At 67.7% G+C, this 24,122-nt stretch carries 22 protein-coding genes, 1 tRNA gene and 1 pseudogene; 14 read left to right on the plus strand and 10 right to left on the minus strand.

Translation table 11 applies throughout. The features are described from left to right. The first annotated feature begins 64 nt into the window (after positions 1 to 64). On the plus strand, positions 65 to 1,033 hold the full coding sequence (gene trxB / locus ACFVYN_RS16555; protein WP_389998474.1) for a thioredoxin-disulfide reductase: 969 nt from the start codon (positions 65 to 67) through the stop codon (positions 1,031 to 1,033). A 44-nt stretch (positions 1,034 to 1,077) separates the two neighbouring features. Further along, positions 1,078 to 1,410, plus strand: a complete 333-nt coding sequence (gene trxA / locus ACFVYN_RS16560) for a thioredoxin (protein WP_266829638.1) — start codon at positions 1,078 to 1,080, stop codon at positions 1,408 to 1,410. A 55-nt stretch (positions 1,411 to 1,465) separates the two neighbouring features. On the opposite strand, the gene ACFVYN_RS16565 is transcribed toward trxA, so the two are convergent. From ACFVYN_RS16565 to rpmH, 9 genes are all read right to left on the minus strand, one after another. Beyond that, positions 1,466 to 2,083: a GNAT family N-acetyltransferase gene (locus ACFVYN_RS16565; RefSeq protein ID WP_352387191.1), complete on the minus strand. Its 618-nt coding sequence runs from the start codon at positions 2,081 to 2,083 to the stop codon at positions 1,466 to 1,468. A 326-nt stretch (positions 2,084 to 2,409) separates the two neighbouring features. Beyond that, positions 2,410 to 3,510: a ParB/RepB/Spo0J family partition protein gene (locus tag ACFVYN_RS16570; protein WP_389998478.1), complete on the minus strand. Its 1,101-nt coding sequence runs from the start codon at positions 3,508 to 3,510 to the stop codon at positions 2,410 to 2,412. Further along, positions 3,507 to 4,580, minus strand: coding sequence for a ParA family protein (locus ACFVYN_RS16575; RefSeq protein WP_389998567.1), 1,074 nt, complete (start codon positions 4,578 to 4,580; stop codon positions 3,507 to 3,509). The genes ACFVYN_RS16570 and ACFVYN_RS16575 overlap by 4 nt, the downstream gene beginning before the upstream one ends. Positions 4,581 to 4,845: 265 nt before the next feature. Next, complete coding sequence (gene rsmG / locus ACFVYN_RS16580) at positions 4,846 to 5,562, minus strand: 16S rRNA (guanine(527)-N(7))-methyltransferase RsmG (RefSeq protein ID WP_389998481.1); 717 nt, start codon at positions 5,560 to 5,562, stop codon at positions 4,846 to 4,848. 118 nt (positions 5,563 to 5,680) lie between these two features. After that, entirely contained in the window at positions 5,681 to 6,193 is a 513-nt protein-coding gene (locus ACFVYN_RS16585) for a protein jag (RefSeq protein ID WP_389998484.1), read from the minus strand. A 15-nt stretch (positions 6,194 to 6,208) separates the two neighbouring features. Further along, entirely contained in the window at positions 6,209 to 7,495 is a 1,287-nt protein-coding gene (gene yidC, locus ACFVYN_RS16590; RefSeq protein WP_389998487.1) for a membrane protein insertase YidC, read from the minus strand. 3 nt (positions 7,496 to 7,498) lie between these two features. Further along, positions 7,499 to 7,849 carry a membrane protein insertion efficiency factor YidD gene (gene yidD, locus ACFVYN_RS16595; protein ID WP_031036269.1) on the minus strand — a complete coding sequence of 117 codons (351 nt, stop codon included), beginning with the start codon at positions 7,847 to 7,849 and terminating at the stop codon, positions 7,499 to 7,501. After that, entirely contained in the window at positions 7,846 to 8,217 is a 372-nt protein-coding gene (gene rnpA / locus ACFVYN_RS16600) for a ribonuclease P protein component (protein WP_389998490.1), read from the minus strand. The genes yidD and rnpA overlap by 4 nt, the downstream gene beginning before the upstream one ends. 21 nt (positions 8,218 to 8,238) lie before the next feature. Further along, complete coding sequence (gene rpmH / locus ACFVYN_RS16605) at positions 8,239 to 8,376, minus strand: 50S ribosomal protein L34 (protein ID WP_005482975.1); 138 nt, start codon at positions 8,374 to 8,376, stop codon at positions 8,239 to 8,241. Between the two features lie 383 nt (positions 8,377 to 8,759). On the opposite strand from rpmH, the gene dnaA reads away from it, so the two are divergent. The 10 genes from dnaA (at position 8,760) to ACFVYN_RS16655 (ending at position 21,908) form a co-directional block, all read left to right on the plus strand. After that, the gene (gene dnaA, locus ACFVYN_RS16610; protein ID WP_389998493.1) at positions 8,760 to 10,718 is read left to right on the plus strand and encodes a chromosomal replication initiator protein DnaA; all 1,959 of its coding nucleotides are present in this window, start codon (positions 8,760 to 8,762) and stop codon (positions 10,716 to 10,718) included. A gap of 892 nt (positions 10,719 to 11,610) precedes the next feature. Beyond that, positions 11,611 to 12,741 carry a DNA polymerase III subunit beta gene (dnaN, locus tag ACFVYN_RS16615; RefSeq protein WP_031036280.1) on the plus strand — a complete coding sequence of 377 codons (1,131 nt, stop codon included), beginning with the start codon at positions 11,611 to 11,613 and terminating at the stop codon, positions 12,739 to 12,741. 127 nt (positions 12,742 to 12,868) lie between these two features. Next, positions 12,869 to 13,744 (plus strand): phosphogluconate dehydrogenase (NAD(+)-dependent, decarboxylating), encoded by an 876-nt coding sequence (gene gnd, locus ACFVYN_RS16620; protein WP_389998496.1) that lies wholly within the window; start codon positions 12,869 to 12,871, stop codon positions 13,742 to 13,744. Between the two features lie 52 nt (positions 13,745 to 13,796). Further along, positions 13,797 to 14,918 carry a DNA replication/repair protein RecF gene (gene recF, locus ACFVYN_RS16625; RefSeq protein ID WP_389998498.1) on the plus strand — a complete coding sequence of 374 codons (1,122 nt, stop codon included), beginning with the start codon at positions 13,797 to 13,799 and terminating at the stop codon, positions 14,916 to 14,918. Next, positions 14,915 to 15,460, plus strand: coding sequence for a DUF721 domain-containing protein (locus ACFVYN_RS16630; protein WP_389998501.1), 546 nt, complete (start codon positions 14,915 to 14,917; stop codon positions 15,458 to 15,460). The genes recF and ACFVYN_RS16630 overlap by 4 nt, the downstream gene beginning before the upstream one ends. 396 nt (positions 15,461 to 15,856) lie before the next feature. Then, entirely contained in the window at positions 15,857 to 17,905 is a 2,049-nt protein-coding gene (gene gyrB, locus ACFVYN_RS16635) for a DNA topoisomerase (ATP-hydrolyzing) subunit B (RefSeq protein WP_389998504.1), read from the plus strand. Between the two features lie 42 nt (positions 17,906 to 17,947). Then, positions 17,948 to 20,545 (plus strand): DNA gyrase subunit A, encoded by a 2,598-nt coding sequence (gene gyrA, locus ACFVYN_RS16640; protein WP_389998507.1) that lies wholly within the window; start codon positions 17,948 to 17,950, stop codon positions 20,543 to 20,545. Between the two features lie 18 nt (positions 20,546 to 20,563). Further along, positions 20,564 to 21,394: a DUF3566 domain-containing protein gene (locus tag ACFVYN_RS16645; RefSeq protein WP_389998510.1), complete on the plus strand. Its 831-nt coding sequence runs from the start codon at positions 20,564 to 20,566 to the stop codon at positions 21,392 to 21,394. A gap of 112 nt (positions 21,395 to 21,506) precedes the next feature. After that, positions 21,507 to 21,583, plus strand: a tRNA-Ile gene (locus ACFVYN_RS16650). Positions 21,584 to 21,677: 94 nt separating this feature from the next. Then, positions 21,678 to 21,908 carry a VOC family protein gene (locus ACFVYN_RS16655; protein WP_389998570.1) on the plus strand — a complete coding sequence of 77 codons (231 nt, stop codon included), beginning with the start codon at positions 21,678 to 21,680 and terminating at the stop codon, positions 21,906 to 21,908. A gap of 250 nt (positions 21,909 to 22,158) precedes the next feature. Here ACFVYN_RS16655 and ACFVYN_RS16660 read toward each other — a convergent pair whose 3' ends face one another. After that, positions 22,159 to 22,506, minus strand: coding sequence for a DUF6344 domain-containing protein (locus ACFVYN_RS16660; protein WP_389998512.1), 348 nt, complete (start codon positions 22,504 to 22,506; stop codon positions 22,159 to 22,161). A 350-nt stretch (positions 22,507 to 22,856) separates the two neighbouring features. On the opposite strand from ACFVYN_RS16660, the gene ACFVYN_RS16665 reads away from it, so the two are divergent. Then, positions 22,857 to 22,985: a DLW-39 family protein gene (locus tag ACFVYN_RS16665; protein ID WP_351638128.1), complete on the plus strand. Its 129-nt coding sequence runs from the start codon at positions 22,857 to 22,859 to the stop codon at positions 22,983 to 22,985. A gap of 270 nt (positions 22,986 to 23,255) precedes the next feature. Beyond that, a pseudogene (locus ACFVYN_RS16670) lies at positions 23,256 to 24,122 on the plus strand (hypothetical protein); the annotation flags it as partial.

Genomic DNA, 24,122 nt, shown 5'->3' on the forward strand with positions numbered 1-24,122 from the left:
GGTGAGAGTTCTGCGAGGGGCTCCACCGGTCCGACGACGCAGTCCAGAGACGAGGAACCAAGCCGTGAGCGACGTCCGAAACGTGATCATCATCGGCTCCGGGCCCGCCGGCTACACGGCGGCGCTCTACACCGCGCGCGCGTCGCTGAAGCCGCTGGTGTTCGAGGGCGCCGTCACCGCCGGTGGCGCGCTGATGAACACCACCGAGGTGGAGAACTTCCCCGGCTTCCAGGACGGCATCATGGGTCCCGAGCTCATGGACAACATGCGCGCCCAGGCGGAGCGTTTCGGTGCTGAGCTCATTCCGGACGACGTCGTCAGTGTCGACCTGACCGGCGAGATCAAAACCGTCACCGACACCTCGGGCACGGTCCACCGGGCGAAGGCCGTGATCGTCACCACCGGTTCGCAGCACCGCAAGCTCGGACTGCCGAACGAGGACGCCCTCTCCGGTCGCGGTGTCTCGTGGTGCGCCACCTGTGACGGCTTCTTCTTCAAGGACCAGGACATCGCCGTGATCGGCGGCGGTGACACAGCGATGGAGGAGGCCACCTTCCTCTCCCGCTTCGCCAAGTCCGTGACGATCGTCCACCGTCGTGACACTCTGCGCGCCTCCAAGGCGATGCAGGAGCGCGCCTTCGCCGACCCGAAGATCAAGTTCGTGTGGGACAGCGAGGTCGCCGAGATCCAGGGCGACCCGAAGCTCTCGGGCCTTAAGCTGCGCAACCTCAAGACCGGCGAACTCTCGGACCTGGCGGTCACCGGCCTGTTCATCGCGATCGGCCACGACCCCCGCACCGAGCTCTTCAAGGGCCAGCTCGAACTGGACGGTGAGGGCTATCTGAAGGTGGAAGCGCCTTCGACCCGCACCAACCTGACCGGTGTCTTCGGCGCCGGTGACGTGGTCGACCACACCTACCGCCAGGCGATCACCGCGGCCGGCACCGGCTGTGCCGCTGCTCTCGACGCCGAGCGCTTCCTCGCCGCCCTCGCGGACGAAGAGAAGGCCGAGCCCGAGAAGACCGCTGTCTGACCCCCATCCCGCCCCACCGCACCAACCCAGTTAAGGAGCCCGCCGTGGCCGGCACCCTCAAGAACGTGACCGACGATTCCTTCGAGCAGGACGTCCTGAAGAGCGACAAGCCCGTCCTGGTGGACTTCTGGGCCGCCTGGTGCGGGCCGTGCCGTCAGATCGCGCCGTCTCTTGAGGCGATCGCCGCCGAGTACGGCGACAAGATCGAGGTCGTCAAGCTGAACATCGACGAGAACCCGGGCATCGCCGCCAAGTACGGCGTCATGTCCATCCCGACGCTGAACGTCTACCAGGGCGGCGAGGTCGCCAAGACCATCGTCGGTGCCAAGCCGAAGGCCGCGATCGTCCGCGACCTTGAGGACTTCATCGCTGAGTGATGTTTCACGTGAAACACGAGGGGGGCCGGCCCGAAAGGGCCCGGCCCCCCTCGCGTTACAGGGGACGCAGCGCCGGTTCCTTCTGGACCGCCCCCAGAAGCCGGTCCAGTGCCATCTCCACGTCTTCCTTCCAGGAGAGGGTGGTGCGCAGCTCCAGCCTCAGCCTCGGATAGGTCGGATGGGGCCTGACCGTCTTGAAGCCCACGGCAAGGAGATGATCTGCGGGAAGCAGGCAGGCGGGCTCTTTCCACCGGGCGTCGCCGAATGCCTCGATGGCCTTGAAGCCCCGCCGCAGCAGGTCCTTGGCGACCGTCTGCACCATCACACGGCCGAGCCCCTGCCCCTGATAGCCCGGCATGATGAACGACGTCATCAACTGGACGGCGTCCGGAGAGACAGGGCTCGTGGGAAACGCCGTCGAGCGAGGAACATACGCGGGAGGAGCGTAGAGGACATAGCCGACCGGTACGTCGTCGACGTAGACGACCCGGCCGCACGATCCCCAGTCCAGCAGTACGGCGGAGATCCAGGCCTCTTTCTCCAGAGCGGCTGTTCCGGCCTTTACCGCGGCTTCTCCGCTGACGGGGTCCAACTCCCAGAAGACGCACGAGCGGCAGCGCTGGGGTAGGTCCGGAAGGTTGTCCAGCGTGAGCGGTACGAGCCGACGCCCCATGAAGGCTGATCCTCGCTTCCTTCGCCCGCCGCGTCGCGGGCAGCCGTCAGAGCACTGCGTTCCCTGAGCAGGCTGCCGACGAATCCGCCGACCGCCCCCAGTCCCAGGCCCGCGCTCACCAGTCCGCTTCGGCTCATCGTTCGCATGGCCCCTGTCTCCCCTCAGAGGTACTGCCGGGTGGATGTGCCGCACCCAATCGCATCGTATCCATCCAGAGATTCCATCGATACCGGCTGAAAGCAAAGAGCGGGCCGTGTTCCGGGACACACCGGACACGACCCGCTCTTCGTGCTTCGCCTGGGCGGCGTCACCCCGGCGCGCCCGGCTCAGCCTTCCGTCTCCTCGGCGTCGTCGTCCACCAGGCTCTTCTGCAGAACCGGCCCCTCACCGGGGGCGAGGGAGCTGAGGATGCGTTCGAGGTCCTCCATCGAGGCGAACTCGACGGTGATCTTGCCCTTCTTCTGCCCCAGGTCGACCTTCACCCGCGTCTCGAAACGGTCCGAGAGACGAGTCGCTAGGTCGGTCAGAGCCGGAGAGACCCGGGCGCCGGCACGCGGCCCCTTGGAACGCTGAGCGGTCTGCGGCCGCGACCCCATGAGGGTCACGATCTCCTCGACCGCACGCACCGACAGTCCCTCGGCCACGATCCGGTGGGCCAGCCGGTCCTGCTCCTCCGAGTCCTCCACGGAAAGCAGGGCACGGGCGTGTCCGGCGGACAGCACTCCGGCCGCCACCCGGCGCTGCACCGCCGACGAGAGCTTCAGCAGACGCAGGGTGTTGGAGACCTGCGGGCGGGACCGGCCGATGCGGTCCGCCAGCTGGTCGTGCGTGCAGTTGAAGTCCCTCAGCAACTGGTCGTAGGCGGCTGCCTCTTCCAGCGGGTTCAGCTGAGCGCGGTGCAGGTTCTCCAGGAGGGCGTCCAGGAGAAGCTTGTCGTCATCCGTGGCCCGCACGATCGCGGGGATCGCCTCCAGGCCGGCCTCACGGCTGGCCCGCCAGCGCCGCTCGCCCATGATGAGCTCATAGCGGGCGGGGCCGGCCTGCCGTACGACGACCGGCTGGAGAAGGCCGACTTCCCTGATGGACGTGACCAGTTCCTGGAGCGCGTCATCGTCGAAGACCTCACGCGGCTGGCGGGGGTTCGGCGTGATGGAGTCGAGCGGGAGCTCCGCGAAGTAGGCTCCGATGGGAGGCGGGGGCGTCTCCGAGTAGCCGTTGACCGACGGCATCTCGGTTTCATGTGAAACAGGCGGCAGCGTGGCCACCTTCGCCGCGGCCACCCCACGGTCGGTCGTCAGCACCGGGACGGACGTCGGAGACGCCGAGCCAGCGCCTCCCATCGCCGCCGGGGTCGGCGTCTTCTCCGTCGGGGCAGCGGGGATCAGTGCGCCGAGACCACGACCCAAACCCCTCCGTCGCTCGCTCACTGGATCCCCTCCACCATGCTCGGATTGCTCTGTGCGCCGATGTGCGCCTGCGCCGGGTCGTAGCTGACACCGACGCCCTTCAGCGCGATCTCTCGTGCTGCTTCAAGGTAGGACAGGGCCCCACTCGATCCTGGATCGTAGGTCAGCACCGTCTGTCCATAACTCGGCGCCTCGGAGATACGGACCGAGCGGGGAATGCTCGTCCGTAGTACCTCGTCGCCGAAGTGAGTGCGCACCTCGTCCGCGACCTGGGACGCGAGGCGCGTCCGGCCGTCGTACATGGTGAGCAGGATGGTCGATACGTGCAAGGTGGGGTTGAGGTGACCCCGGACCAGATCGACGTTGCGCAGCAACTGTCCCAGACCCTCCAGCGCGTAGTACTCGCACTGGATCGGGATGAGGACCTCCGCACCTGCCACCAGCGCATTGACCGTCAGCAGGCCGAGCGAGGGCGGACAGTCGATGAGGATGTAGTCCAGGGGCTGCTCGTACGCCTGGATCGCCCGCTGCAGTCGGCTCTCACGTGCCACCAGGGACACCAACTCGATCTCCGCACCGGCGAGATCGATGGTGGCCGGGGCACAGAAGAGACCTTCGACATCGGGGACCGGCTGGACCACCTCGGCCAGCGGCCTGCTCTCGACCAGGACGTCATAGATGGACGGCACGTCCGCGTGATGGTCTATACCCAGAGCCGTGGACGCGTTGCCCTGAGGGTCAAGGTCGACGACCAGGACACGGCCGCCGTGCAGAGCCAGCGAAGCAGCAAGATTGACGGTCGTCGTCGTCTTGCCCACCCCGCCCTTCTGGTTGGCAACGACCATGATCCGGGTCTGCTCGGGCCGTGGCAGGCCCTCGCCGGCACGGCCAAGAGCCTCTACCGCCAGTTGGGCAGCACGACCGATCGGAGTGTCGTCCATCGGGGGCGGTGTTTCACGTGAAACATCCTCCCCCATCGACTCGGTTCGGGGACCGGGGACCGGATCGGTCATCGGTCCCGCGATGTTGGCGTCGGACCGCAAGGATTCACTCTCCTCGACTTCAGGCTCGCAATGAACAGAGCCTCCCATGTCTTCGGGGGTGTGAACCAGTGAGGCCTGTTGTTCTGTGGAGAAATCCACCTCTGTGGACAACTCCGTTACCTCTCCGAGTGACCCGAGAGGCTTTCGGTCACGGGGTTCGGCCGCAGCGCGGCCCCGGCTGATGATGCCGTGCAGCAGTGAGCGACGTTTCACGTGAAACACGATGCAGGGCAGGGGTGCCCGTTCTGCCGCGACACTCCGGGATGCATAGGTTTGACAGCTTGTGTGGAGTAAGTCTCGTCGTCAGGACGGATCAGCGACGTCGACGAGTGCGACCGGTACGGGCCGCCTTGGCACGCTTGGCCGCGAACCGCACACCACCGGGACTTTCCCCGACCTCGACCCTCACCACCGTGGACAACGGATCGACCACGCCCTCACCCACATGCAGGATGGAGGTCTCCACGGCGCCGAGCTTGCTCAGGGCCGTACCTGCCGCCTTGAGTTCCTCCTCCGCGGTGTCGCCCTTGAGCGCGAGCATCTCGCCGTAGGGACGCAGCAGCGGAACACCCCACGTCGCCAGCCGGTCCAGCGGGGCCACGGCCCGCGCTGTCACCACATGCACAGGGGTCAGCTTGCCCATGACCTCCTCGGCACGGCCCCGCACGACGGTCACATGGTCCAGGCCCAGCAGCTCCACGACCTCCGTCAGGAAAGTCGTGCGCCTCAGCAACGGCTCCAGCAACGTGATCTTCAGATCCTCGCGGACGAGAGCCAGAGGAATGCCGGGCAGACCGGCACCGGAGCCGACGTCGCACACCGTCACGCCCTCAGGAACAACCTCCGAGAGCACCGCGCAGTTCAGCAGATGCCGCTCCCACAGCCGGGGCACTTCGCGGGGGCCGATGAGACCGCGCTGCACACCCGCCTCGGCGAGCAGCTCGGCGTAGCGCACCGCATCCTCGAAGCGATCGCCGAACACCTCGCGCGCCTGCTCGGGCGCGGGGGGAAGCTCCGCTGCCTCCGTCACGGGGAACCGTCCTTCCGTACCGCATCAGCGCACCGGGCGCTGATCATCAGAACTATCAGGCTGACAAAGTTCGGCCCCGCCTGCTCTACAGACGGGGCCGGAGGAACGTACGGACCGATCAGGCGGGAAGCACGACGACGAACCGCTGCGGTTCCTCGCCCTCGGACTCACTGCGCAGCCCGGCGGCCTTGATCGCGTCGTGCACGACCTTGCGCTCGAACGGCGTCATCGGCTTGAGCTTCACGGACTCGCCTGTGCTCTTCACCTCGGCGGCGGCCTTGGCACCAAGCTCGGAGAGCTCGGCGCGCTTCTTGGCCCGGTAACCACCGATGTCCAGCATCAGCCGACTGCGGTCCCCGGTCTCCCGGTGCACGGCAAGGCGGGTGAGCTCCTGAAGGGCTTCCAGCACCTCGCCCTCACGACCGACCAGCTTCTGCAGGTCGCGGCTGGCCACGTCGCTGATGATCGAAACAGCGGCGCGGTCGGCTTCGACGTCCATGTCGATGTCGCCGTCGAGATCGGCGATGTCCAGCAGACCCTCGAGGTAGTCCGCCGCGATCTCGCCCTCCTGCTCGAGGCGGGTCAGGGTGTCTGCACCCTCGGCAGCGGCGGAGGTGGTGCCTTCCGTCACGGGATGGACTCCTTCTTACTTCTTGGACGGGGACTTGGGCCGCTGCGGACCCTTGCGCTGTCCGGACTGGGCCTTGCTGCGGGTACCGCCGCCGGGCTGCTTCTTGGCGGGAACGGCGGGCTTGGCGTCCTCGGGCTCGTCGGACTTGCTCAGCGAGATCGACTCCGAGGACTGGCTGTCCTCGGCTGCCTTCGAGCCGGCCGAAACCGCACCCGACTGACGCTGGGACTTGCTCTGCCGCTTGGGCTGCTGACGCTTGGGAGCCGCCGCGCTCACCGTAGAACCGTCCTCGGTCTGCACCGCGGCCTGGGACTCGCTCTGGACGACCGAGCCGTCGGCCTGGGCCGCGAGGCCCGCCTTGTTCAGAGCGTTGATGAACTTGCGCTCGAACTCGTTGCGGTCCCGGCCCTTGGCGACGATCGCCTTGATGATGGTGCGCTCGCTGCGCTTGCGGGCCTTGCCGTGGTTCGTGACGTGGTGGGTGAGGCGCTCCAGGTAGGCGGCCTGGGCCTTGGAACCCGGCGTCGGGTTGTTGCGGATGACGTACATCTGCTGGCCCATGGTCCACACGTTGGTGGTCAGCCAGTAGACGAGGACACCGACCGGGAAGTTGATGCCGAAGACGGCGAACATGACCGGGAAGACGTACATCAGCATCTTCTGCTGCTGCATGAACGGCGTCTTGACCGTGGTGTCGACGTTCTTCGTCATCAGCTGGCGCTGCGTGTAGAACTGCGACGCCGACATCATCACGATCATGACCGCGGTGACGACCCGCACATCGGTGACCGTGGCGCCCAGAGCGTGGACGGTGGCGGAGCCGTCCTTGAACTTCGCGGCGAGCGGGGCACCGAAGATGTGGGCCTTACGAGCGCTGGCCAGCAGCGAGTCGTTGATGACACCGATGGTGTCGCCCGTCGCGATGCCGTTGAGCACGTGGTACAGGGCGAAGAAGAACGGGGACTGCGCCAGGATGGGAAGGCACGAGGAGAGCGGGTTGGTGCCCGTCTCCTTGTACAGCTTCATCATCTCTTCGGACTGACGCTGCTTGTCGTTCTTGTAGCGCTCCTGGATCTTCTTCATCTCGGGCTGGAGCGTCTGCATGGCCCGCGTCGACTTGATCTGCTTCACGAAGAGCGGGATCAGGCAGATACGGATCAGGATCACGAGGGACACGATCGACAGGCCCCAGGCCCACCCGGTGTCAGGGCCGAAGATCTTGCCGTACACCGTGTGGAACTGAACGATGACCCAGGAGACGGGTGTCGTGATGAAGCTGAAAAGACTGGCAATCGTGTCCACTAATCATGCTCCTTGGGCATGGGACGGAGTCTCTGCGGCCGGGCTCGAAGGATTCTGTCCCTCGGTGGCCGAGGCGGCGGAGGGCCCGCCCCTACGTGCACGCCAGGCGTTACGCAGCATTTCGTGCCACCGCGGACGCTTGCGCGGCGGGACATGGTCCACACCGCCCAGCGACCACGGATTGCACCGCAGGATGCGCCAGGCGGTGAGTGCCGTTCCCTTGATCGCACCGTGCCGGTCGATGGCCTGGTAGCCGTAGTGGGAGCACGACGGGTAGTACTTGCACACCGGCCCCAGCAGCGGGCTGATGGTCCACTGGTACAGCTTGATCAGCGCCAGCAGCGGGTACTTCATCGTGCGCCCCCTCCCAGCAGCCGCTGAACGGCGGCGTCCAGGTCTCGGGCCAGCTGTTCATGATCGGCGTCGCCCGCCTCGGGCAGCGCTCGTACGACTACCAGGCTACCGGGGGGAAACAGGGCGATCCTGTCGCGCATCAGATGGCGAAGCCTGCGCTTCACCTTGTTGCGCACCACAGCACCGCCCACGGCCTTGCTCACGACGAAACCCGCACGCGTCGGGGGAGCGCTCTCCCCAGGCGCGTGCGGGTCCGTGGCACCGCTACGAAGGTGGACGACGAGGGACGGGCGGCCGGCCCGGCGCCCTCGTCGTACCGCGGTCGCGAAGTCCTCGCGCCGCCTCAGCCGGTTCTCGGTGGGCAGCACGACGGCATGACCTGACCGGTATCAGGCGGACAGGCTGGCGCGACCCTTGCTGCGGCGGTTCGCCAGAATCGCGCGGCCGGCACGGGTACGCATCCGAAGACGGAAGCCGTGGGTCTTGGCGCGACGACGGTTGTTCGGCTGGAAGGTGCGCTTGCTCACTCGGGGGCTCCAGAAATCAATCGGTGGTGGCGGGTGCCGTCCTGGCTGTCACCGTGCGCCCACGAGTAGCTCGCAGTTACGCCCGTGTGCACCGCTTCCCGATCACCCGAAGCGATCTGTGCCCATCGGAGGCAGGCGGCAGCAGCCATCGACAACTCGACCTGGTTACGGTACGCGCGGCTACGCCATCCGGTCAAACCAGTGGTCACCGGGAGACACTATCCACAGGCTGGGGACAACAACTTGAACCGCACCCGTCGCCCTGACTACCGTGGCTGAACTCCGATTCGTTCCCTTGACCCCCGCATTTCGGCTCCACCCCATTTGAATCCCAACTCGTCCCACAACCACACGTTCGTGGGACCCGTGAGAGAGCGTGCCCTGTGGCTGACGTACCTGCCGATCTTGCCGCAGTGTGGCCACGCGTACTCGAGCAACTTCTCGGTGAGGGCCGCGTCCAGGGCGTGGAGGCGAAGGACGAGCACTGGATCCGGCGCTGCCAGCCGCTCGCGCTGGTCGCCGACACCGCCCTGCTCGCCGTACCGAACGAATTTGCGAAAGGCGTGCTGGAGGGCCGACTGGCCCCGGCCGTCAGTGAGACACTGAGCCGCGAGTGCGGCCGCCCCATCCGCATCGCGATCACCGTCGACGACTCCGCGGGCGAACCCCAGACCCCGCCCGCGCCTCCGGCCCCCCGCCCCCAGTCGCGCTACGAGGAGCCCGAGCTCCCCTCCAACCAGTACGACGGCTCGTACGACAACCAGTACGAGGGCTACGGCCGCCACCGCGCGGACGACTCCCACCCGGGTCGCGGCGAACAGCGCCCCGGACACCAGGGCGACCGCGACTCCCGCCAGGACCAGCTCCCGACCGCGCGCCCCGCCTACCCCTCGGAGTACCAGCGTCCCGAGCCCGGCGGCTGGCCCCGGCCGCCGCAGGACCAGTACAGCTGGCAGCAGCAGCGGCTCGGCTTCCCGGAGCGCGACCCGTACGCGTCGCCGTCACAGGAGCACTATCCGCAGGAGCCGTACCCACAGGACTCCTACGGCCCTCCGTCACAGGACTACCGCCCGCAGCCGATGGAGCGCTCCTCCTACGACAGCCAGCGCTCCGACTACGACCAGCGGCCGGACTACGACAAGCCCCGCTCCGACTACGACCAGCGCGACACCCGCCGCGAGCTGCCCGATCCGCCGCCCGGCTCCGGGCGGGTCCACCGCGGCGGCCCGGTCGGCTCCAACCTGCCCACCACCGGCGCCCCCGGCCCGCTGGCCGCGCAGCCCGCGCCGGCGACCGGACCCGGTGAACCCACCGCGCGGCTGAACCCGAAGTACCTCTTCGACACGTTCGTCATCGGCGCCTCCAACCGCTTCGCACACGCGGCCGCGGTGGCGGTCGCCGAGGCGCCGGCCAAGGCCTACAACCCCCTCTTCATCTACGGGGAGTCGGGACTCGGCAAGACCCACCTGCTGCACGCGATCGGGCACTACGCGCGAAGCCTGTATCCCGGCACGCGCGTGCGGTACGTGAGCTCGGAGGAGTTCACCAACGAGTTCATCAACTCCATCCGCGACGGCAAGGGCGACAGCTTCCGCAAGCGCTACCGCGAGATGGACATCCTGCTCGTCGACGACATCCAGTTCCTCGCGGACAAGGAGTCGACGCAGGAGGAGTTCTTCCACACCTTCAACACGCTCCACAACGCCAACAAGCAGATCGTGCTCTCCAGCGACCGGCCGCCCAAGCAGCTGGTCACGCTGGAGGACCGACTGCGGAACCGTTTCGAGTGGGGCCTGATCACCGACGTCCAGCCGCCCGAGCTGGAGACCCGTATCGCCATCCTTCGCAAGAAGGCGGTCCAGGAGCAGCTCAACGCCCCGCCGGAGGTACTGGAGTTCATCGCCTCCCGCATCTCGCGCAACATCCGCGAGCTGGAGGGCGCGCTGATCCGGGTGACGGCGTTCGCGTCGCTCAACCGGCAGCCGGTGGACCTGGGCCTGACGGAGATCGTGCTGAAGGACCTGATTCCCGGCGGCGAGGACTCGGCCCCCGAGATCACGTCGACGGCCATCATGAGCGCGACCGCCGACTACTTCGGTCTGACCGTCGAGGACCTGTGCGGCACCTCGCGCGGGCGGGCGCTCGTCACGGCCCGCCAGATCGCCATGTACCTGTGCCGAGAGCTGACGGACCTCTCGCTGCCGAAGATCGGCGCGCTGTTCGGCGGCCGCGACCACACGACCGTGATGCACGCGGACCGCAAGATCCGCAATCTGATGGCCGAGCGACGCTCCATCTACAACCAGGTGACCGAGCTGACGAACCGCATCAAGAACGGCTGACACAAGCGCGGGCAGAAGCGCAGTCACAGCGGTTCCGACGCCGAGGGGCGCCCTGGGGACGAGGTCCCGGGGCGCCCTTCGTCATGCCTGAGGTCACGCCGCCGTTGCCGGCTGTTCGATTCCCCGCCGGGTTACGGCCTCTCTCCACAGATCCGGTGACTTTTTTCCGTCCACATCCTGGGGACCGCGAAGTTGTCCAGATCGCGGTCCACAGGCCAGCTGCTGAAAGACCATCACACCAGGTCAGGTGGTTGTGGATTCGTGGACGAACGATCTCCACAGACTGTGGACAGCGCAATGATCCACAGGCTGTGCACCGAGTTGTCCACCGGCCGCCCACAGGCTGGGGTCGGTTGTCCCCAGCGATTGTCGGCTTCTCCACATGCCTGTCCACTGTTCGGCAACCCGACGCGCCTGATCACCGGGTCGAGTGAAAGGCGTCACACGAAGCTGCCAAGCTGGCCTGTGGGAAAGGTGACCAAAGCTGGGGACGGTGCTGGGGAGAACTCGCCCCAACCTGTGCACGGAGTGTGCAGAACTTTCTGTTCTCCACAGACAGGCAGAGTTGTCCACCGGTGTCGCCCACAGGGGCGGTGGACAAAATTCCTGCTCTGAGCTGGGAAAACAGGGTTATCCACGGTATCCACAGCCCCTACTACTACTCCCAACTAGAGAGAGCTGGGAATCCGTTTCGAAGTGGGGCCTGTGCACAACTCGCTGTCCGGTGCCCGACTGCCCCTCGTCACGACTTGACCCCGAGAGGCACCTACTGTCAGTGGGGTGCGTCAGACTGTTCCCCGGTGTCCTTCCCGTCACAGGGGCCGACGACACCGAGACAGACGACGAAGCCAGGCAGGCCTAGCAGCGCCGGCAACAGCAGGAGGCGGCAACAGTGAAGATCCGGGTGGAACGCGACGTACTCGCGGAGGCAGTGGCCTGGGCGGCGCGCAGCCTCCCGGCCCGTCCGCCGGCGCCTGTCCTCGCCGGCCTTCTCCTGAAGGCCGAGGAAGGCCAGCTGAGCCTGTCCAGCTTCGACTACGAGGTCTCCGCGCGGGTCTCCGTGGAGGCCGAGGTCGAGGAGGAGGGCACGGTGCTGGTCTCCGGGCGCCTGCTCGCCGACATCTGCCGTGCCCTGCCCAACCGTCCGGTGGAGATTTCCACAGACGGTGTACGGGCCACGGTGGTCTGCGGCTCCTCGCGGTTCACACTCCACACCCTGCCTGTGGAGGAGTACCCGGCGCTGCCGCAGATGCCGAGCGCCACGGGCACCGTCCCCGGTGAGGTCTTCGCGTCCGCCGCGGCCCAGGTGGCCATCGCAGCCGGCCGTGACGACACGCTTCCCGTGCTGACCGGTGTGCGCATCGAGATCGAGGGCGACACCGTCACGCTGGCGTCCACCGACCGCTACCGCTTCGCGGTCCGTGAGTTCCTGTGGAAGCCGGAGAACCCGGAGGCGTCCGCGGTCGCCCTGGTGCCCGCCAAGACGCTCCTGGACACCGCCAAGGCGCTCACGAGCGGCGACAGCGTCATCCTGGCGCTGTCCGGTTCGGGCGCGGGCGAGGGGCTGATCGGTTTCGAGGGTGCGGGCCGCCGTACGACCACGCGGCTGCTCGAGGGCGACCTGCCGAAGTACCGCTCGCTGTTCCCGACGGAGTTCAACTCCATCGCCGTGATCGAAACGGCCCCCTTCGTGGAGGCCGTCAAGCGTGTGGCCCTGGTCGCCGAGCGCAACACCCCCGTGCGGCTGAGCTTCGAGCAGGGCGTGCTGATCCTGGAGGCCGGCTCCAGCGACGACGCACAGGCTGTGGAAAGGGTGGACGCACAGCTGGAGGGCGACGACGTCTCGATCGCCTTCAACCCGACCTTCCTGCTGGACGGCCTGAGCGCCATCGACTCCCCGGTGGCCCAGCTCTCGTTCACGACGTCCACCAAGCCGGCGCTGCTGAGCGGCAAGCCGGCCCTGGACGCCGAGGCGGACGAGGCCTACAAGTACCTGATCATGCCGGTGCGGTTGAGCGGCTGAGTCAAAGCCGCAGGTGAGGGCATACGTTTGAGCGCGTATGCCCACAGGTGTGCGTGAGCGTGCGGGTTTAGGCTCGTACGTGGGTACGAAAGTGCCCCACACGCCACAGCAACCTAAGGAACAACTGATGGAGCTCGGTCTCGTCGGCCTCGGCAAGATGGGCGGCAACATGCGCGAGCGGATACGCCGCGCAGGCCACACCGTGATCGGATACGACCGCAACGCGGACCTCGCCGATGTCCACAGCTTGAAGGAGCTTGTGGACGCGTTGCAGGGCCCGAGGGTCGTGTGGGTGATGGTCCCGGCCGGTGCGCCGACCCAGGCGACCGTCGACGAGCTGGCCGAGCTCCTGGAGCCCGGTGACGTCGTGGTGGACGGCGGGAACTCCCGCTGGACGGACGACGAGAAGCACGCCGGGGAGCTGGCCGCCAAGGGCATCGGCTTCGTCGACTGCGGCGTCTCGGGCGGTGTGTGGGGCCTGGAGAACGGCTATGCGCTGATGTACGGCGGCGACGCGGAGAACGTCGCCAAGGTGCAGCCGGTCTTCGACGCCCTCAAGCCCGAGGGCGACGCCGGTGCGGTGCACGCGGGCAAGGTGGGCGCCGGCCACTTCGCGAAGATGGTCCACAACGGCATCGAGTACGCGATGATGCAGGCCTACGCCGAGGGCTGGGAGCTCCTGGAGAAGGTCGATTCCGTGACCGACGTCCGGGAGGTCTTCCGCTCCTGGCAGGAGGGCACGGTCATCCGTTCCTGGCTGCTGGACCTCGCGGTCAACGCCCTCGACGACGACGAGCACCTGGACAAGCTCAAGGGCTACGCGCAGGACTCCGGTGAGGGCCGCTGGACCGTGGAGGCGGCCATCGACCACGCGGTGCCGCTGCCGGCGATCACCGCGTCCCTGTTCGCGCGGTTCGCGTCCCGCCAGGACGACTCGCCGCAGATGAAGATGATCGCGGCGCTGCGCAACCAGTTCGGCGGCCACGCGGTCGAGACGAAGTAGTCCACAGGGCTGTTCACACAGTCCACAAGCTGGGGGAGGTCGGCGACCGACCATGCACGTCACGCATCTGTCGCTGGCCGACTTCCGCTCGTACGCCCGGGTCGAAGTTCCGCTCGACCCGGGCGTCACCGCGTTCGTGGGCCCCAACGGGCAGGGCAAGACGAACCTGGTCGAGGCGATCGGCTACCTCGCCACCCTCGGCAGTCACCGGGTCGCCTCCGACGCCCCCCTGGTCCGCATGGGCGCCGACCGTGCGATCGTCCGGGCGCAGGTCCGGCAGGGCGAGCGGCAGCAGCTGGTCGAGCTGGAGCTGAACCCCGGCAAGGCGAACCGGGCCCGCATCAACAGGTCCTCGCAGGTCAGGCCGCGTGATGTGCTCGGGATCGTGCGCACGGTGCTGTTCGCGCCGGAGGATCTCGCGCTGGTGAAGGGCGACCCGGGCGAGCGGCGCCGCTTCCTGGACGAGCTGATCACCGCGCGCTCCCCGCGCATGGCCGGCGTCCGCTCCGACTACGAGCGGGTCCTCAAGCAGCGCAACACCCTGCTGAAGTCGGCCGCGCTCGCGAGGCGGCACGGCGGCCGCTCGATGGACCTGTCCACCCTCGACGTGTGGGACCAGCACCTCGCGCGCGTGGGCGCCGAGTTGCTGGCCCAGCGCCTCGACCTGATCGCCGCGCTGCAGCCGCTGGCAGACAAGGCGTACGAGCAACTGGCACCCGGTGGCGGCCCGGTCGCCCTGGAGTACAAGCCGTCCGCGCCGGGCGAGGCACACACGCGTGAGGCTCTTCACGAGCAGCTCATGGCGGCGCTCGCCGAGGTGCGCAAGCAGGAGATCGAGCGGGGTGTGACCCTCGTGGGGCCGCATCGGGACGATGTGAATCTCAAGCTGGGGCAGCTGCCCGCCAAGGGGTACGCCTCGCACGGCGAGTCCTGGTCGTTCGCGCTGGCGCTGCGCCTCGCGTCGTACGACCTGCTCAGGGCCGAGGGAAACGAGCCCGTGCTGATCCTCGACGACGTGTTCGCCGAGCTGGACACCCGTCGCCGTGAGCGTCTGGCCGAGCTGGTCGCGCCCGGTGAGCAGGTCCTGGTGACGGCGGCGGTCGACGACGACGTGCCGCATGTGCTGACGGGGACGCGGTACACCGTGTCCGAGGGGACGGTGGAGCGCGCATGACCGACAAACAACTCCCTGCCGAGAAGCCCGAGCCGGGTGCCGAGCCCTCCGGCGTCGACCTCGCGCGGGTGGCGCTGCGGGCCGCGAAGGAACAGGCACGCGCGCGTGGGGACGCGGCGCAGCAGAAGCGGCAGGTGCGGCGCGGGGGCGGTCTGCGCTCCGGCGCGCGCGCCGACGGACGCGACCCCATGGCCTTCGGCGCCGCCATCAACCGCTTGATCACCGAGCGCGGCTGGGAGACGCCGGCCGCGGTGGGCGGGGTGATGGGGCGCTGGCCGCAGATCGTGGGCGAGGACCTGGCCAAGCACTGTGTGCCGGAGAAGTACGACGAGGACGAGCGGGTCCTGGTGGTGCGCTGCGACTCGACGGCCTGGGCGACGAACCTGCGGCTGCTCGCCCCGCAGCTGGTGGCCCGTCTCAACGAGGATCTCGGGCACGGCGCCGTGAACCTGATCAAGGTGAACGGCCCCGGTGGGCCACCCCGTCGCTACGGCCCGCTGCGCGCTCCCGGCAGCACGGGACCCGGGGACACCTACGGGTGACAGACATCACATCAAGGGCGTCGGCGGTGCCTTCAAGGTGCCGCCGACGCCTTTGTCGTAGCACTGCGCGCGGTTGCGAATTCCGACCTGACTCCCAAGTAGCCGAGGGTTGACGGCCCGAAGCGCTGAGTGCCTCCGTGAGCCTCTTGGAGCCCCGCTCCGTATATGGGGACCCGGAAGACGCCGGTTCAGGGCGGCACATGCGGACTCAGGTACCGGCAAACCCTCATCACTGTCGGCGCTACCGGTAGACTGGAAGCCGATCCCGCCCCGAACGTGGGGACCGCCCGGGAGAAGCTGAGCAACGCTGATCAAGGCTTACCAACGCAACATGCCGTAGCCGCTCCGGCAACCCGCCGACGAGCCCGGCTCGTGCTGTGCCAGAAAGGGCGCTTCGTGGCCGATTCCGGCAACCCCAACGAGAACATTCCGTCCACCGACGCCGAGGCGACCTCGTCGAACGGCGAGGTAACCGCCTCGTACGACGCCAGCGCCATCACCGTCCTCGAGGGTCTGGACGCGGTCCGCAAGCGACCCGGTATGTACATCGGCTCGACCGGCGAGCGCGGCCTGCACCACCTGGTGCAGGAGGTCGTCGACAACTCCGTCGACGAGGCGCTGGCCGGCCACGCGGACACCATCGACGTGACGATCCTCGCCGACGGCGGTGTACGCGTCGTCGACAACGGCCGCGGTATCCCGGTGGGCATCGTCGCCTCCGAGGGCAAACCGGCCGTCGAGGTCGTGCTGACCGTGCTGCACGCGGGCGGCAAGTTCGGTGGCGGCGGCTACGCGGTCTCCGGTGGTCTGCACGGCGTGGGTGTCTCCGTCGTGAACGCCCTGTCGACCAAGGTGTCCGTCGAGATCAAGACAGACGGCTACCGCTGGACGCAGGACTACAAGCTGGGTGTCCCGACGGCTCCGCTGGCCCAGCACGAGGCCACGGACGAGCACGGCACCACGGTCACCTTCTGGGCCGACCCGGACATCTTCGAGACCACCGAGTACTCCTTCGAGACGCTCTCGCGGCGCTTCCAGGAGATGGCGTTCCTCAACAAGGGCCTGCGGATCAACCTCACCGACGAGCGCGAGTCGGCGAAGGCCACCGCCGGCGCGGACGAGGCGGGCGAGGACGAGAAGCACGAGGTCAAGACCGTCTCGTACCACTACGAGGGCGGCATCGTCGACTTCGTGAAGTACCTCAACTCCCGCAAGGGAGAGGTGGTCCACCCCACCGTGATCGACCTCGAGGCCGAGGACAAGGACAAGAGCCTGTCCCTCGAACTCGCGATGCAGTGGAACGGCGGTTACAGCGAGGGTGTGTACTCCTTCGCCAACATCATCCACACGCATGAGGGCGGCACGCACGAAGAGGGCTTCCGCTCCGCGCTGACCACGCTGATCAACAAGTACGCACGCGACAAGAAGCTGCTGCGCGAGAAGGACGACAACCTCACGGGTGACGACATCCGCGAGGGTCTGACCGCGATCATCTCGGTGAAGCTGAGCGAACCGCAGTTCGAAGGCCAGACCAAGACCAAGCTGGGCAACACCGAGGTGAAGACCTTCGTCCAGAAGGTCGTCTACGAACACCTCACCGACTGGCTGGACCGCAACCCCGTCGAGGCCGCGGACATCATCCGCAAGAGCATCCAGGCGGCCACCGCGCGCGTGGCGGCCCGCAAGGCCCGCGACCTGACCCGCCGCAAGGGCCTCCTGGAGACTGCGTCCCTGCCGGGCAAGCTCTCCGACTGCCAGTCGAACGACCCCACCAAGTGCGAGATCTTCATCGTCGAGGGTGACTCCGCCGGCGGCTCGGCCAAGTCCGGCCGCAACCCCGAGTACCAGGCGATCCTCCCGATCCGCGGCAAGATCCTGAACGTCGAGAAGGCGCGGATCGACAAGATCCTGCAGAACCAGGAGATCCAGGCGCTGATCTCGGCCTTCGGAACCGGAGTCCACGAGGACTTCGACATCGCGAAGCTGCGCTATCACAAGATCATTCTGATGGCGGACGCCGACGTCGACGGCCAGCACATCTCCACCCTGCTGCTGACCTTCCTGTTCCGCTTCATGCGGCCGCTGGTCGAGGCCGGGCACGTGTACCTCTCCCGTCCTCCGCTGTACAAGATCAAGTGGGGCCGGGACGACATCGAGTACGCCTACTCCGACCGCGAGCGCGACGCGCTGATCGAGATGGGCCGCCAGCGCGGCAAGCGCATCCGCGAGGACTCCATCCAGCGCTTCAAGGGTCTCGGCGAGATGAACGCCGAGGAGCTGCGCATCACGACCATGGACCAGGAGCACCGCGTCCTGGGCCAGGTGACCCTCGACGACGCCGCCCAGGCCGACGACCTGTTCTCCGTCCTGATGGGCGAGGACGTCGAGGCCCGCCGCCAGTTCATCCAGCGCAACGCCAAGGACGTCCGGTTCCTCGACATCTGAGTCGGTCTCAGCTGACCGCACCAGGAAGGATCTTCACCAGCAATGGCCGACGAGAACATGCCAGTCCCGCCCGAGGGTGACGGCATCATCGCCCAGCGTGTCGAGCCCGTCGGGCTCGAGACGGAGATGCAGCGTTCGTACCTGGACTACGCGATGTCCGTCATCGTGTCCCGCGCGCTGCCGGACGTCCGGGACGGTCTCAAGCCCGTCCACCGCCGCGTCCTGTACGCCATGTACGACGGCGGCTACCGCCCCGAGCGCGGCTTCTACAAGTGCGCGCGCGTGGTCGGCGACGTCATGGGCAACTACCACCCGCACGGCGACTCCTCGATCTACGACGCCCTGGTGCGCCTCGCCCAGCCGTGGTCGATGCGGATGCCGCTGGTGGACTCCAACGGCAACTTCGGCTCCCCGGGCAACGACCCGGCGGCGGCGATGCGCTACACCGAGTGCAAGATGGCGCCGCTGTCGATGGAGATGGTCCGTGACATCGACGAGGAGACCGTCGACTTCACGGACAACTACGACGGCCGCTCCCAGGAGCCGACGGTCCTGCCGGCCCGCTTCCCGAACCTGCTGATCAACGGCTCGGCCGGCATCGCGGTCGGCATGGCGACCAACATCCCGCCGCACAACCTGCGCGAGGTCGCCTCCGGTGCCCAGTGGTACCTGGAGAACCCCGAGGCCTCGCACGAGGAACTGCTGGACGCGCTCATGGAGCGCATCAAGGGCCCCGACTTCCCGACCGGCGCCCTCGTCGTCGGCCGCAAGGGCATCGAGGAGGCGTACCGCACGGGCCGTGGCTCGATCACCATGCGCGCGGTCGTCGAGGTCGAGGAGATCCAGAACCGCCAGTGCCTGGTGGTCACGGAGCTGCCGTACCAGACCAACCCGGACAACCTCGCGCAGAAGATCGCCGACCTGGTGAAGGACGGCAAGGTCGGCGGCATCGCGGACGTCCGGGACGAGACGTCGTCGCGTACCGGTCAGCGGCTCGTGATCGTGCTGAAGCGTGACGCGGTCGCCAAGGTCGTACTGAACAACCTCTACAAGCACACGGACCTGCAGTCGAACTTCGGCGCCAACATGCTGGCGCTGGTCGACGGTGTCCCGCGCACGCTGTCCCTGGACGCGTTCATCCGGCACTGGGTGGCGCACCAGATCGAGGTCATCGTCCGCCGTACGAAGTTCCGGCTACGCAAGGCCGAGGAGCGGGCGCACATCCTGCGCGGCCTGCTGAAGGCCCTGGACGCCATCGACGAGGTCATCGCGCTGATCCGGCGCAGTGACACCGTCGACATCGCGCGCACGGGCCTGATGGAGCTCCTGGAGATCGACGAGATCCAGGCCAACGCCATCCTCGAGATGCAGCTGCGCCGACTCGCCGCCCTGGAGCGCCAGAAGATCGTCCAGGAGCACGACGAACTCCAGGCGAAGATCACCGAGTACAACGAGATCCTCGCCTCGCCGGTCCGCCAGCGCGGCATCGTCAGCGCCGAACTCGCCGCGATCGTCGAGAAGTACGGCGAGGACCGCAAGACCATGCTGGTGCCCTACGACGGTGACATGTCCATCGAGGACCTCATCGCCGAGGAGGACATCGTCGTCACGGTGTCGCGCAGCGGTTACGTCAAGCGCACCAAGACCGTCGACTACCGTGCCCAGAAGCGCGGCGGCAAGGGCGTACGCGGGACGAAGCTCAAGGAAGACGACATCGTCGACCACTTCTTCGTCTCCACCACGCACCACTGGCTGCTGTTCTTCACCAACAAGGGCCGCGTCTACCGGGCCAAGGCGTACGAACTGCCGGACGCCGGGCGGGACGCGCGGGGCCAGCACGTCGCCAACCTGCTGGCCTTCCAGCCGGACGAGGCGATCGCCGAGATCCTCGCGATCCGCGACTACGACGCCGCGCCGTACCTGGTGCTCGCCACGAAGGCGGGTCTGGTCAAGAAGACGTCACTGAAGGATTACGACTCTCCGCGTTCGGGTGGCGTCATCGCCATCAATCTGCGGGAGCGCGAGGACGGTTCGGACGACGAACTGATCGGTGCCGAACTCGTCTCGGCCGACAGTGATCTGCTTCTGATCAGCAAGAAGGCGCAGTCGATCAGGTTCACCGCCTCGGACGACACCCTGCGTCCCATGGGCCGTGCCACCTCGGGTGTCAAGGGCATGAGTTTCCGCGAGGGCGACGAGCTGCTCTCGATGAATGTTGTTCGACCCGGTACGTTCGTGTTCACTGCTACGGACGGCGGGTACGCGAAGCGCACCCCCGTCGACGAGTACCGCGTCCAGGGTCGCGGCGGCCTCGGCATCAAGGCTGCCAAGATCGTGGAGGACCGCGGATCGCTCGTCGGTGCGCTGGTGGTCGAGGAGACCGACGAGATCCTCGCCATCACGCTGTCCGGCGGTGTGATTCGTACGCGAGTCAGCGGAGTCAGGGAGACGGGCCGTGACACCATGGGCGTCCAACTGATCAACCTGGGCAAGCGCGATGCCGTGGTCGGCATCGCACGTAACGCCGAGGCGGGGCGCGAGGCGGAGGAGGTCGACGGCGATGTGGCCGACGACGAGACCGCCGAAGGTGCCGTCGAGACCATCGGCACGGACGAGGGTGAGGCACCCTCGGCCGAGTAGCACGAGGAGTGAGTCATCGTGAGCGGAGCCACGGGCGCCGGATCGACCGGAACCTCTACGGGGTCCACCCCCGGCACGGAGGCGGACGGAGGCGGCCGTGGCTCCGCCGCGCGTGCGACAGACGCGCGTGCCACAGGCGCGCATGCCACGGACGCGCGTGCGGCCGAAACGCACCCAACAGATACGCACACGACTCAACTCAAGGCGATCAAGCCGCCCGCGACGGACTCGCGCTCGCCCGAGACTCATGGATCCCAGGGGAGACCTGTGACGGACACCCAGCCGCCGGCCCAGCCGACGGTGCCCGCCGCACCGCCGAAGGGGGCGGCTGTACCGCAGCCCTCGCCCTCTCCGCTGCCGGGGGAACGGCAGCCGCAGCAGCAGGCCGGTCCGTACCACCCGCCGCAGGCCTACCCGACCCAGGCCGGCCCGACCGGCGCCGTACGCCGCCCGCGCACCGGGGCGCGCACCACGCCCCGTACCCGCAAGGCACGTCTGCGGGTGGCCAAGGCCGACCCGTGGTCCGTCATGAAGGTCAGCTTCCTGCTCTCCATCGCGCTCGGCATCTGCACGATCGTCGCCGCCGCCGTGCTGTGGATGGTCATGGACGCGATGGGCGTCTTCTCGACGGTCGGCGGCACGATCTCCGAGGCGACCGGCTCGAACGAGTCCAACGGCTTCGACCTCCAGGCGTTCCTCTCCCTGCCGAACGTCCTGATGTTCACGTCGATCATCGCGGTCATCGACGTCGTCCTCGCGACGGCGCTCGCGACCCTCGGCGCGTTCATCTACAACCTCTCCGCGGGCTTCGTCGGCGGCGTCGAGCTGACCCTGGCCGAGGACGAGTAACGCTGCCTCAAACGTGCGCGGGCGGTCCTCGGGGAACCGATTTTGGGACTGCCCACGTCGTGCGCTAATCTTCAGGAGTCAGCGCGCGGGACACACTCCCGCAAAGCGCGGCGGGGCTATAGCTCAGTTGGTTAGAGCGCATCCCTGATAAGGATGAGGCCACAGGTTCAAATCCTGTTAGCCCCACCAGCACGAAAACCCCCAGCCGATCATGGTTGGGGGTTTTTGTCATCTACGACTGACATCGGTCCTCGCTGCCGTGTCGGTCGCCGTCTCTCCGGGCGTGCCTGGGATTGCCGGTCCTCGACGATCCACTGGCCGTCGCGGTCGGATGGATCCGGTCAAGAGTCGGCTGCATCTCGACTTCAGGTCTGATGACCAGGCCGCCGAGGTGGCTCGCCTCGCGGCTCATGGTGCCCAGCGTGTCGACCTCGGCCAGGGCGACCAGTCGTGGGTGGTCATGGCCGATCCCGAAGGCAACGAGTTCTGTGTGCTGGGCCAACGGCGTCGGTGAGAAGGCCTGAGCGGGTCGTCCGCTTGGGTTCTGCGGCGGATGTTCCGTGCGGTGCGGCGGGCTGTGATGCGGTGCCGTGTGGTGCTGTGCCGCGACGTCGTCACTTCTTAGGCGCTTCTTCGATGCTTCTCTACTGCTTCTCTGCTGCGTCTTTGCTGCTTCTTTGCTGCGTTTTCGGTGCGGCTTGGGTCTGTCTGGGGTGCTGCGCTTCACTGCTTCTTCGGTCTTCTCGGGCCGGGTGGCCGTGCCGTCAGGCGCAGTCCGCTCCGGCCCGTTCCACTGTCTCCGCTTCCGTGACCGTGTCCGGGTCCGCAGCCGTGTCTGTGTCGCCGTGGGAGCGGGGCCGGCAGCTGGGAGTCTTGCCGTGGGCCTCCGCCCGGATGCGCTGCTTCATCGTGGGGGGCAGCGATCTGACGTAGGACCAGAGGCCGTGGGACATCGCCGGGGGTTCCGGGCGGGCGGCGGCGCTGTTGCGGGCCGACTGGGTCTGCGGTACGGCGGCGGCGGCGGTCGTCGTGATGAGGCCGAGCGTCGTGAACAGCGCCAGGAAGGCGGTGATGACGACGGTCCACAGCTTCATGACCTTGTTCCGGGCCATGGTCCCTCACTTTCGGGTCGGGCGATTTGCGTACTTTCCTCATGATGTGTATGGACGTCGCGAAATCACGGACCTGAAGCTGTGGCGCGTCGATCTTCAGATGAACACCACACGGATGGGTGCATGACGGACGAAAAAGTGGAGAACCGGGGCGATAGAGGCCGAAGCAACCCTCCGTGAGAGGGTGATCGCCGTGTGATCACCCGTTGATCGGAGGTCCCTCTTCCGCTTCTACTGGGCTGTTCCCGACAGGAGTTGAGGGCCCGGATGCAGGTCACCGATCGGTATCGGTCGGTGTGTATAGTCGGGCGCCAGAGGTCCCCTACGTCAACGAAAGACGAGGTCGCGCGGTGAAGAAGCTTCTCCTGGTCACACTGGCCGCCATCGGCGGGCTCCTCGTGTACCGCCAGATCCAGGCGGATCGCGCCGAGCAGGACCTGTGGACGGAGGCGACTGACTCCGTGCCCACGGGTTCCTGAGTACCGACATCCGATTCTGAGCAGACCCCGGCCGTTGTTGCGGTCGGGGTTTTGTGTTGCCCGACGCCAGGCTGGATGCCGAGACCGGAGGATGCCGGGGTTTTCGGACGGTCGTACGGATTGCGAGGGTGGGCGGTGGCCCGGCGGGGCAGGATGGGCCACGGCCGACCGGCCGCCATGACCGTCCGGCCGCACGGGCGGTCATGGCGCATCGATGCGAACGATGACGGTCGTAGGAGCTCGGGCGCGGGCACGGAGGGGTGGCGCGGGATGGGGCGGCGTACGGCGTGGTGGCGGGTGGCCGTCGTGGGGGGCGTGCTGGGCGTGGTGACCGGTGCGCCGGGATCTCCGGGCTTCGCGGCCTCGCTCTCTCCCCCGACGTCTGCCTCTGCCTCTCCTTCTGCCTCTGCCTCTCCTTCTTCCTCTGCTACGGCTTCCTCGTACGCCTTCGCCCAGGACGCCCCGTCGGTCACCGGAGCGACGGACACCGCCGACGCCGAGCGTCTCCAACCCGGTACCACGTACCGGAGTTCGCTGCCCAGCGACGGCAAGGTCTACTACCGCCTCGTACTCGACGGCACATCGACCGTGTACGTCGGTGCGACGGCCGTACCCCCGACGGGCGCCGCGGTGACCCCCACGGAAGGCGTCAGGGTGTCCGTGCAGGACGCCGACGGCCGTTCCTGCTCCGCGGCGGACACCGCCAGCATCGGCGCCGGCCGCAGCCCACGCCCCCTCACCGTGTGGTCCGCGCGCCAGCTCCCGTCGAGCCGGTCGCCGTGCCGGGGCGCCGGTACCTACTACGTCGCCGTCGAACGGGTGCTGCGCACCGAGTCCTCGCCGGGGGACTGGGACCTGGAACTCGCGCCTGTGTTGGAACCGCGGCTCCGGAAGGCCGGTTCGACCAGTGCGCCCGGGGCCTGGAACTCGGACACGCCCTCGCCCCCCGCCGGGGAGGGCGTGCGGCGCCGGGGCGGCGGGGGCTTCGGCTCGGCGACCGCGCTGGAGCAGGGGGTCTGGCGCGACGACGTACGACCCGGACAGACACTGTTCTACGAGGTGCCGGTCGACTGGGGACAGCAGCTGTTCGCCACCGCCGACCTGAGCAGTGCGAGCGGTGGCGAGGCCGGCGGGGGC

The organism is Streptomyces sp. NPDC058307 (assembly GCF_042880295.1).
GTDB lineage: Bacteria > Actinomycetota > Actinomycetes > Streptomycetales > Streptomycetaceae > Streptomyces.

Coding starts and splice junctions, on each gene's coding strand:
- ACFVYN_RS16565 (WP_352387191.1), bottom strand. CDS start 2,083: ATGGGGCGTCGGCTCGTACCGCTCACGCTGGACAACCTTCCGGACCTA.
- ACFVYN_RS16575 (WP_389998567.1), bottom strand. CDS start 4,580: ATGGGAGGCTCTGTTCATTGCGAGCCTGAAGTCGAGGAGAGTGAATCC.
- yidD (WP_031036269.1), bottom strand. CDS start 7,849: ATGAAGTACCCGCTGCTGGCGCTGATCAAGCTGTACCAGTGGACCATC.
- gnd (WP_389998496.1), top strand. CDS start 12,869: ATGGAGCTCGGTCTCGTCGGCCTCGGCAAGATGGGCGGCAACATGCGC.
- recF (WP_389998498.1), top strand. CDS start 13,797: ATGCACGTCACGCATCTGTCGCTGGCCGACTTCCGCTCGTACGCCCGG.
- ACFVYN_RS16630 (WP_389998501.1), top strand. CDS start 14,915: ATGACCGACAAACAACTCCCTGCCGAGAAGCCCGAGCCGGGTGCCGAG.
- gyrA (WP_389998507.1), top strand. CDS start 17,948: ATGGCCGACGAGAACATGCCAGTCCCGCCCGAGGGTGACGGCATCATC.
- ACFVYN_RS16660 (WP_389998512.1), bottom strand. CDS start 22,506: ATGGCCCGGAACAAGGTCATGAAGCTGTGGACCGTCGTCATCACCGCC.